The organism is Natronococcus amylolyticus DSM 10524 (assembly GCF_000337675.1).
In the GTDB taxonomy this organism is placed as follows: Archaea; Halobacteriota; Halobacteria; order Halobacteriales; family Natrialbaceae; genus Natronococcus; species Natronococcus amylolyticus.
In genome coordinates, this window is sequence record NZ_AOIB01000035.1 from 1 (window position 1) to 7,938 (window position 7,938).

Annotated in this window: 10 protein-coding genes; 3 read left to right on the forward strand and 7 right to left on the reverse strand. The window is 65.3% G+C overall.

Features of this window, described 5'->3' with window-relative positions; translation table 11 throughout:
- Positions 1-124 precede the first annotated feature (124 nt).
- A complete protein-coding gene (locus C491_RS23410) occupies positions 125-277 on the forward strand; it encodes a hypothetical protein (protein ID WP_169331749.1) in 153 nt (50 codons plus the stop codon).
- 22 nt (positions 278-299) lie between these two features.
- Here the strand turns inward: C491_RS23410 and C491_RS17370 are convergent, their stop codons facing one another.
- The 5 genes from C491_RS17370 to C491_RS17390 form a co-directional block, all read right to left on the reverse strand.
- Positions 300-1,253 carry an ROK family protein gene (locus C491_RS17370; protein WP_005558702.1) on the reverse strand — a complete coding sequence of 318 codons (954 nt, stop codon included), beginning with the start codon at positions 1,251-1,253 and terminating at the stop codon, positions 300-302.
- Positions 1,254-1,389: 136 nt separating this feature from the next.
- Entirely contained in the window at positions 1,390-1,812 is a 423-nt protein-coding gene (locus C491_RS17375; RefSeq protein ID WP_005558704.1) for a sensor histidine kinase, read from the reverse strand.
- 344 nt (positions 1,813-2,156) lie between these two features.
- Positions 2,157-2,339: an HVO_0649 family zinc finger protein gene (locus tag C491_RS17380; protein ID WP_005558705.1), complete on the reverse strand. Its 183-nt coding sequence runs from the start codon at positions 2,337-2,339 to the stop codon at positions 2,157-2,159.
- A 91-nt stretch (positions 2,340-2,430) separates the two neighbouring features.
- Complete coding sequence (locus C491_RS17385) at positions 2,431-3,408, reverse strand: carboxypeptidase-like regulatory domain-containing protein (RefSeq protein WP_005558708.1); 978 nt, start codon at positions 3,406-3,408, stop codon at positions 2,431-2,433.
- A 152-nt stretch (positions 3,409-3,560) separates the two neighbouring features.
- The gene (locus C491_RS17390) at positions 3,561-3,767 is read right to left on the reverse strand and encodes a hypothetical protein (RefSeq protein WP_005558710.1); all 207 of its coding nucleotides are present in this window, start codon (positions 3,765-3,767) and stop codon (positions 3,561-3,563) included.
- A 201-nt stretch (positions 3,768-3,968) separates the two neighbouring features.
- Between C491_RS17390 and C491_RS17395 the strand changes: the two genes are divergently transcribed.
- Both C491_RS17395 and C491_RS17400 read left to right on the forward strand, forming a co-directional pair.
- Positions 3,969-4,520, forward strand: a complete 552-nt coding sequence (locus C491_RS17395) for a metal-dependent hydrolase (protein ID WP_005558712.1) — start codon at positions 3,969-3,971, stop codon at positions 4,518-4,520.
- Between the two features lie 165 nt (positions 4,521-4,685).
- Positions 4,686-5,879, forward strand: a complete 1,194-nt coding sequence (locus tag C491_RS17400; RefSeq protein WP_005558714.1) for a sensor histidine kinase — start codon at positions 4,686-4,688, stop codon at positions 5,877-5,879.
- 64 nt (positions 5,880-5,943) lie between these two features.
- On the opposite strand, the gene C491_RS17405 is transcribed toward C491_RS17400, so the two are convergent.
- Both C491_RS17405 and C491_RS17410 read right to left on the reverse strand, forming a co-directional pair.
- The gene (locus tag C491_RS17405; protein ID WP_241431363.1) at positions 5,944-6,465 is read right to left on the reverse strand and encodes a helix-turn-helix domain-containing protein; all 522 of its coding nucleotides are present in this window, start codon (positions 6,463-6,465) and stop codon (positions 5,944-5,946) included.
- Between the two features lie 742 nt (positions 6,466-7,207).
- Positions 7,208-7,636, reverse strand: a complete 429-nt coding sequence (locus C491_RS17410; protein ID WP_005558718.1) for a universal stress protein — start codon at positions 7,634-7,636, stop codon at positions 7,208-7,210.
- Between the last annotated feature and the right edge of the window lie 302 nt (positions 7,637-7,938).

The following is a 7,938-nucleotide window of genomic DNA, read 5'->3' on the forward strand; positions in this document are numbered from 1 at the left end:
CTCCCGGACCGCGGATGGAGGGGACCTACGAACCCCCGGTTGTGGGCTCCCGTCTGTGGCAGGAACCCCACTACTTCAGTCGTGGGAGGAAGTCAGCACAGAAGGCGTCGTACGAGCGGTCGGAATGAGCCAGCAGATCCCGTCGCAGTGCCCGGAGTGTCGATCGCTGAACGTCCGCGTCAGGCGGGTGTCTCCGAACGACCACGACCGAAGCGAGGAGTGGGCGACCCGCGTCGAGTGTGGCGACTGCGACGAGTACTCCGACTGGTTCCGCTGAGATGGCTCTCGCGAGCTGATTCCTACTCCGTGCGCTCGAGCGCGACACTCAACGCCCCGTACAGTCCGAGCTCCTCGTCCAGCGGACTCTCCCGGATCGTCGGTCGGTCGACGAACAGGTACTCCTCGAGGTAGCGATCGACCCCCTCGAGGAACCAGTCGGCGTTGTTGAGCGCGACGCTGCCCCCGAGGGTCACGAGGCCAGGTTCGTACGCGTTACACAGTGCAGCGATCCCAACGGCGTTGTATCGGTTGACCCGGTCCAGGCAGGTCTGGGCGAACGGATCGCCCGCGGCGGCCGCCTCGAAGACGGCCGGCGCGGCGAACTCCTCGTCGGCCGCGAGCGTCTCGCGGAACTCGCCGACGGCGTTTTCGTCCCACACCTCGTCGACGCGATACCGGTGACGAACGTACGACGGGATCCCCCGACCCGAACAGAACGCCTCCCAGGCGCCGGTGACGCCGGCGCTCTCGAGACGGCTGTCGGGAGCGACCGGGATGAGCCCGAACTCGCCCGCACCGCCCGTTTCGCCCCGGAGCAACCGACCGCGTTCGACGACCCCGCCGCCGATCCCCGTGCCGACGGTGAGTTGGATCACGCACGCCTGGTCCTCGCGCGCTCCGAACCGCCACTCCCCCAGCGCCGACGCGGTGCAGTCGTTCTCGAGGAACACCGGGAGCCCACAGCGGTCCCGAAGCGGCGCTGCGATCTCGATGCGCTCGATCACGTCGCCGTCGGCGGTGTCGAACCGCCGAACGCTGCCCCGATCGGCGTCGACCAGTCCCGGGGTGACGATCGAAACCGCCTCGAGAGAAGCTGCCGCTGTCAGCGTTTCGACTACTCGTTCGAGCTGTGTGCACAACTCGTCGGGCCGCGTCGGCTCGGACTCCACGGCCGTCAGGAACTCGCCGGCCGGCGTCGCCGCGGCGTAACTGAGGTTCGTGCTGCCGACATCGACGACTCCAACGGCGTTCATGCTCGAGAGTCCGCGGGCCGTTACTTAGCTGTTCGCTGTAATAATAACTCCGCACCAGAGCATTATTAATCGAAGGCGGGAACATCGTCGGTCCGTCCGGAGGAACCGCCCACGCCTCGAGGACGACCGAGCAGACTCAGGTGCGAAACTCGAGCCGAGCACCACCGTCGTCGCTTTCGCCCGCGGAGGCGGTCCAGTCGTGGGCTTCGGCGATCGCGCCCACGATGGAGAGCCCCAGTCCCGTCCCGTCGTCGCTCGTCGTGTACCCGTGCTCGAAGACATCGTCCAGATGCTGATCGGGGATCCCGCTCCCGTCGTCCTCGACGTAGAACCCGTCGGTCGCCTCGAGAAACCCCACCCGGACGGTCACGTCGGCGCCGCCGTGGGCGACCGCGTTACTGAACAGGTTCTCGAACAGCGACGTGACCTGGCTGCGATCCGCCCGAATCGTTCGCTCCGCGTTCTCGACGGCCAGTTCGGCGCTTCCGGTATCGACCCAGCGCCAGGACGCCGTCGCGAGCCGGCCGAGGGAGACGTCCTCGAGCGTCTCGAGCAACACGCGAGGCGTTCCCGTCCGCGACGTCCCCGGTTCCGGATTATCGCAGCAACCCCTCGAGCGTTCGGTACCGGAGATCCGCCTACGCCTCGAGCTCGAGGGCGAAGCGCTCGAACAGCTCGAACTGCGGGACCGCCTGGCCGGGGTAGCGGTAGTCGGTCCCGAACACGAGCCGATCGTGGTGGATCTCGAGAACCGTCTGCCCGACCGCCGGATATCGCGTCAGCGCGTTCCAGCCCGCGCGTGTCGAGAGATCGCCGTAGACGTTGTCGTACTCCGTGAGCAGAATCGTTGTCGCGGGTATTCGGCGCCTGAATCGCGGTAGTCCTCCCGTTCGGAATCCCCGATCAGGTTAGCCGGAAGGTATGCTCGCGGCTCGCATCGCAGCTCGGACAGACGTGGCGGTACACGACCCGCCCCCCGTCGGTTCGACTCTCCCAGTTTCGCTCCGTATCGACGTAGCCACACGCCGGACACTTCTTGTCGGTCGTCTCGTACCGCCGTCGGAGCCGGTCGAGGACTGTTGGCATACAGCATAGTACCCTCCGCGACGAGAAAAAACCTTGCTCGAGCGTTCCGACACTGTAACGATCCGCTCTCAACGCCGAACCGCCGCGGGTCTCAGTCGCTCCCCCGAAGGGTTGCCGTGTACTCCACGTTTCCGGTGAGCTCGAGCGACTCCTCGAGCGTCGGATACCCCTCCGCCTCGACGATCACCAGGTACTCGCCCGCCTGGAACTCGAACTCCGTCCGGCCGTGGTCGTCGACCGCTTGAGTGTCACCCCAGCCCCCGAGTCCCTGCTCTTCGACGCTGACGGTCGCGTCATCGATCGGCTCGCCGACCCCGTCCTGAACGAGGACGCGCAGCAGGTGTCGGTCCGGCGCCTCCTCGACCTCCTCCGTTTCCCCGGTTGCCTCGACATCGGTGACCTCGAGTTCGTACGCCGCGGTCTCCGCGCAGTTGTTCAGTTCGAAGGAGTAGACGGCGTCGTCGGCGCCCGGCTCCGGCCCCTCGGTAGCGGCCTTCGTGGTCGAGGAGAGCTCGTTCCCGTCGGCGTCGTACACGCGAGCGGTCATGCTGACGGCGAGCTCCGCTCCGCTCGCGTTTGCGAGCATCGTGTGCACCTGACACAGCTCGCTGGGCGGCTCGTCGTCCCAGGTGAAGGTGTGTCGCTCGATCTCGAGGTGGCGTTCGGCCGCCTCCGACAGCACGACTTCTCCGTCGATCGCCTCGTCCTCGTAGACCGCCTCGTCGTCGCCGTTATCGTCTTCGTCGGATTCGTTTGCCTCTCCTGACTCGCTGTCGGCCGGCTCCTCGTCGTCCTCGGTTGCGTCCTGATCGGCCGCGTCGTCCTCGGCTGTGTCTTCGGAGTCGTTATCCCCGTTCTCGTCCCCGGCGTCGTCGCTTTCGGTCTCGTCGGCCTCCGAATCGTCGCTCTCCCCGTCCTCGGCTCCGTCGGCCGCCGAGTTGTCGGCCTCGTCGGTCTCCGACCCGGAGTCGTCTTCCTCCTCTTCCTCCTCGGTGTCGGCACAGCCCGCTAGCACCCCCGACAGCGAGACACCTGTGATGGCGGCGAACTCGCGACGCTTCAGCTCCATACCGTCCCCCGTCGATCCCCGATCTCGTGCCAGTACATCTCTCCTACAGAGAGGGTTCTCGAGTGCATAACGTTTTATATTGGATCGAATCCGCAGAAAACCCGCTGCCCCACGAAACTCGTCGTCTGCCGGCTCCCCCGCGCCGAGATGCCTCAACCGAGGGCCTTCCCGGACCGCCGCCGTCGGTTGTACAGGTAGACTACCGTAACCACCAGTCCACAGAGCGGTACGAGAACGCCGAACTCGTAGGTGTCAGGGTTTTTTAGCTTTCGGCGTTTCGCATCAAAACGAACGAATATCGAAATCGGAATCTGCAGCAGGACGAGTGCGGCGAGGATGGGGAAGACGAACAGTTCCATCCTCTGAGCACTGGCCGGTCAACTGTAAAAGCGTTTTCATCACGACCCGTCCGATCGCTAACTAGACGGCCGCTCCGGGCTCGAGCGGCGGGATCTGCCCAACTGGTTCGGCTCCGTCGAGAGGCCACCGCACTCGAGGATACTCGATTACCCTCGGTCGATTTAGACAAAGGTATAGGCATAGATAGACGAGGCTAATCCATGTGGCCCTGGGGACACTTCGGCGTCGCGTACATCGTCTACTCGCTGTACTCGCGCGGTCGGTTCGGACGATCTCCCCGTCCCGAGCCCGCGCTCGCGGCTATCTTCGGCTCGCAGTTCGCCGATCTGATCGACAAACCGCTCGGCTGGCTCGGCGTGTTTCCCCACGGCCGATTCCTCGCCCACTCCCTGCTCGCGACCGGTATCGTGATTCTCGTCGTCTACGCCGGGGCGATCGTCCTCGATCGCCTCGAGACGGCGACGGCGTTCGTCCTCGCACACCTCTCTCACCTCGTCGCGGATATCCCGCCGCGAGCCTACCTCGGCTACCCCAACGACACCGAGTTCCTGTTCTGGCCGTTTCTCTCCCACCCGACGTTTACCTACCACGAGCGACTGTTCGAGCCGCCGGCGATCGTCGAGTTCGTCGTCACTCCCTTCACCCATCCGGGAATCTTCTTCCTGCTCGAGATCCCGCTGTTCGCCGCCGGGCTCGCGCTCTGGTATCTCGACGGCTGCCCCGGGCTCGACTACGTTCGCTCGCGTCGCTGATCGCCGGCTTCGCTGCGGATCCGACTGTGGTCTCCGGACGACCGTCTCGAAGGCGAATGTATCCGAATTCACCACCGTTCAAACTCGAGAAACGATTGAACGACCACCCACTCATACGGCCTCCCGCAGCAACCCTCATGCCAACGCATGGGGTACTGGAGGGAGATGGTTCGTCGGTCCCGGTACGTTCACGGTCTCGGCCTGGGTATCATCGCGGTCGCCGCCGCCCAGTCGCTGCTCAAGGTCGCCGGCGGCGGCTCGAGCGTCGAGGCCCTCATCGACTTCGTGTTGCTCGGACTGACGGGCGCGCTGTTTCTGTACGTCGGAAGCTGGCTCTCGGAGTCCGAGATCGAACCCGACCTCTATCGGCGGATCGCGACGTGGAGCCTCGCCGGCGTCGGCGTCATGCTCGCCTTCCTCGTCCTCCGGGCGCTCCACCCCGGGATCCCGACCGAGTTCACGTTCGGCACGCGAGCCGTCGCGCTGGCGATCGGCTCGGCCGCCGGCCTCGGGATCGGGATCCACGAGTCGCGCGCGATCTCCCGGGAGCGGGAGATCGAGCGGCGAAACGACGCCCTCGAGCGGGTTCAGGACCGACTCGAGGAGCGCAACGACGAGCTTCGGGAGACACAACAGGAACTCGAGGCGACCGTCAGAGAGCTCGAGGCCTCCAACGAGCGCCTAGAGCAGTTCGCCTCCGCCGCGAGCCACGACCTTCAGGAACCGCTGCGAATGATCTCGAGCTACCTCCGGCTGCTCGAGGAGCGCTACGGCGACGAGCTCGACGAGGACGCCGAGGAGTTCATCGAGTTCGCCGTCGACGGCGCCGACCGAATGCAGGTGATGGTCGACGACCTCCTGGAGTACTCCCGGGTGGAGACCCGAGGCGACCCGTTCGAGCCCGTCGACCTCGACGCCGTCCTCGACGACGCGCTGACCGATCTGGGCGTTCGGGTCGAGGAAACCGACGCCGAGATCACCGCCGAGGAACTGCCCCGCGTCGCGGGCGATCGAAGCCAGCTTCGCCAGCTGTTCCAGAACCTCGTCTCGAACGCCCTCGAGTATAGCGGCGACGAGCCGCCCCGCGTCCACGTCTCCGCCGAACGGGTCGGCGACCGGTGGGAGATTGCAGTTTGCGACGAGGGGATCGGGATCGATCCCGAGGACCAGGAGCGGATCTTCGAGGTGTTCGATCGCCTCCACACCCAGGCCGACCACGAGGGGACGGGGATCGGCCTGGCGCTCTGTCAGCGCATCGCCGAGCGCCACGACGGCACCCTCGAGGTCGACTCCGAGCCCGGGGAGGGCGCGACGTTCTCGGTTCTCCTTCAGCCCGTCGAGGAAGCGCCCGCGAGGTGACCGCGAGCCCGTCGGGTTTCGAGCGAGAGCCCTCGAGGCCCGGCCACCTCGAGCCACGATCCCGTCAGCGCTGTTCTTCGGACTCCACTCCGGACACCATCTCACGGAGTCGGAGCCGCCGCGCGCGCTCGCACCGTTGCAGCTCCGCCCGAGCCGTCTCCCAGTCCGCCAGCGCCGCCGGCGTGATGTCGACGGTTCGCCCGTCGACGCCGAGGGGCGTCTCGGCGTCGTAGCGGCGCTGGTAACGCCACACTCGATCGACCAGCACGTCCATCCGTGCCTCGAGCTCCTCGAGCGACCGCTCCCGGGCGAGCACCGCCGCCCCGTCCTCGCTCCGGGGAAACCGCCTGTCGTTTCGTTCGTAAGTCGAGGGCGGCCCCCTCCGTTCGGTGACGATCCCGAGTGCGGCGAACGACTCGAGAGTTTCCCGAACCGCGCCGCGGTCGCGGTCGGCTCGCGCCGCCAGCTCGGCGGCCGTTCGTGCCCCGTTCGTCCGGTCGAGCAGTTCGTACAGCCGTTCGGCCGTAGACCCCGCTACGAAGGGGTTCTCGATCGGCGATGCGCCTTCCCCTGTGCGACCCATCATCGTGTCACCATCTCTTGCGGAAAATATGGGTAATCGCCCGGTGCAGCCGTTCATCCGAGGCTACCCAGGACTGTAGCGGTCGGCTACCGTCACCAACGATCGACGATGGACGCTATTTCGAGAGGAAGGTAGTTTCAGTCCTGCCGGCCCGTCGGCCACGTGGTCGGTCTGGCCGGCGTTCGAAGACCCGAACGGCCCTCTCGGAGAACCGGCCTGAAAAGCCGGTGGCTCGTCGGTAACACGGAAAACACTACTCGGATAGCCAGTGAACTCCGGAAGTGGTTGGTTCGAACGAACGAAAAACCGGGTCGCAAAGGTGGAAGCATGACAGGAGGCAGCGGACGAGGCGTCTCCGGCATCTGATCTCAGAGGATCGAATCACGACCTCGGTTGCCACAGGCACATCGACTGACGGGTTGAATGGTATTCGTTGGCATCACCACCGTAGTTGATGTACAAGTCGTCCAGTAATAAACTCTTCTAATGGTGCAAGCACACTAATATGTGGAGTGAAAGTTTGTCTACACTCCTAATTACCCACAATAGCTTTAATATACACACTTCGGACCGAGAGAAGGGCGAGAGAAATTGCCAATCGGGAAGGGCAGGAGCTGACGACGGCGGCCCCGCCTCGTAGGGCCGACCGGGATGAAATCGAGAGCCTCGTCGCGCCGCGCCGCTGGGTTGCTCGAAGACGGACGATCCGATCTCGTCGGTGACGAGAGCGAGGGGTGGGTCCTTGCTACTTGACGATCGTCACGGGAACGGTCGACTTGTCGACGACCGCCTTGGCGACGCTGCCGACGACCCGTTCGTGTTCCGTCGAGAGCCCGCGGTGGCCGACGTAGATCCCGTCGACGTCGGCCTCGGCGGCGTAGTCGGCGATCGCCGCCGCGGGCCGCCCCGCCAGCAGCTCGGTCGTGATCTCGAGGTCGGCTCCGTCCGCGACAGTTTCGGCCGCCAGCTCCGTCGCCTGGCGGAGCGTCCGCTCGCCGTACTCGACGGCGCGCTCCTCGCCGGGCAAGACGAGCGCTCCGTCCACGAACTCCGTTTCGGGCGTCAGCACGTGGACGATCTCGAGGGTCGCGTCCAGCGCGCTCGCGTCGCGCGCCGCGCGTTCGACCGCGGTGTCGCTGACCTCGGAACCGTCGGTTGCGATGAGATACCTCATACGAGAACGTCCCGCTCGAGCGACGATAGTACTATCAGTCGTTCCTGCCCTGCGGGAATCGGTCGGCAGCCGGTACGAGATGGGTGTCCCGTTGCTCGAGAGGAACCGGAGGAGTCTGCTCCCTGAGCGTGTGTCTCGGAATAGGTACATCAGACGCGATTCAAAAACAGGACATCACTGACAAGTTTTAATATCGAAGAGTTATTCATGTGTTGTGACGTGCTCCCACGACTAAAGTCGTGGGCTTCCCACCCGGTGTTGGCCGGGCAGGTCAATCCTGAAGGTTGGGAATCTAAGCTTTG

Bases quoted from the DNA above. Each gene is read 5' to 3' on its own strand.
- C491_RS23410 (WP_169331749.1), top strand. From the start codon at position 125: ATGAGCCAGCAGATCCCGTCGCAGTGCCCGGAGTGTCGATCGCTGAAC.
- C491_RS17370 (WP_005558702.1), bottom strand. From the start codon at position 1,253: ATGAACGCCGTTGGAGTCGTCGATGTCGGCAGCACGAACCTCAGTTAC.
- C491_RS17380 (WP_005558705.1), bottom strand. From the start codon at position 2,339: ATGCCAACAGTCCTCGACCGGCTCCGACGGCGGTACGAGACGACCGAC.
- C491_RS17385 (WP_005558708.1), bottom strand. From the start codon at position 3,408: ATGGAGCTGAAGCGTCGCGAGTTCGCCGCCATCACAGGTGTCTCGCTG.
- C491_RS17390 (WP_005558710.1), bottom strand. From the start codon at position 3,767: ATGGAACTGTTCGTCTTCCCCATCCTCGCCGCACTCGTCCTGCTGCAG.
- C491_RS17395 (WP_005558712.1), top strand. From the start codon at position 3,969: ATGTGGCCCTGGGGACACTTCGGCGTCGCGTACATCGTCTACTCGCTG.
- C491_RS17400 (WP_005558714.1), top strand. From the start codon at position 4,686: ATGGTTCGTCGGTCCCGGTACGTTCACGGTCTCGGCCTGGGTATCATC.
- C491_RS17405 (WP_241431363.1), bottom strand. From the start codon at position 6,465: ATGATGGGTCGCACAGGGGAAGGCGCATCGCCGATCGAGAACCCCTTC.
- C491_RS17410 (WP_005558718.1), bottom strand. From the start codon at position 7,636: ATGAGGTATCTCATCGCAACCGACGGTTCCGAGGTCAGCGACACCGCG.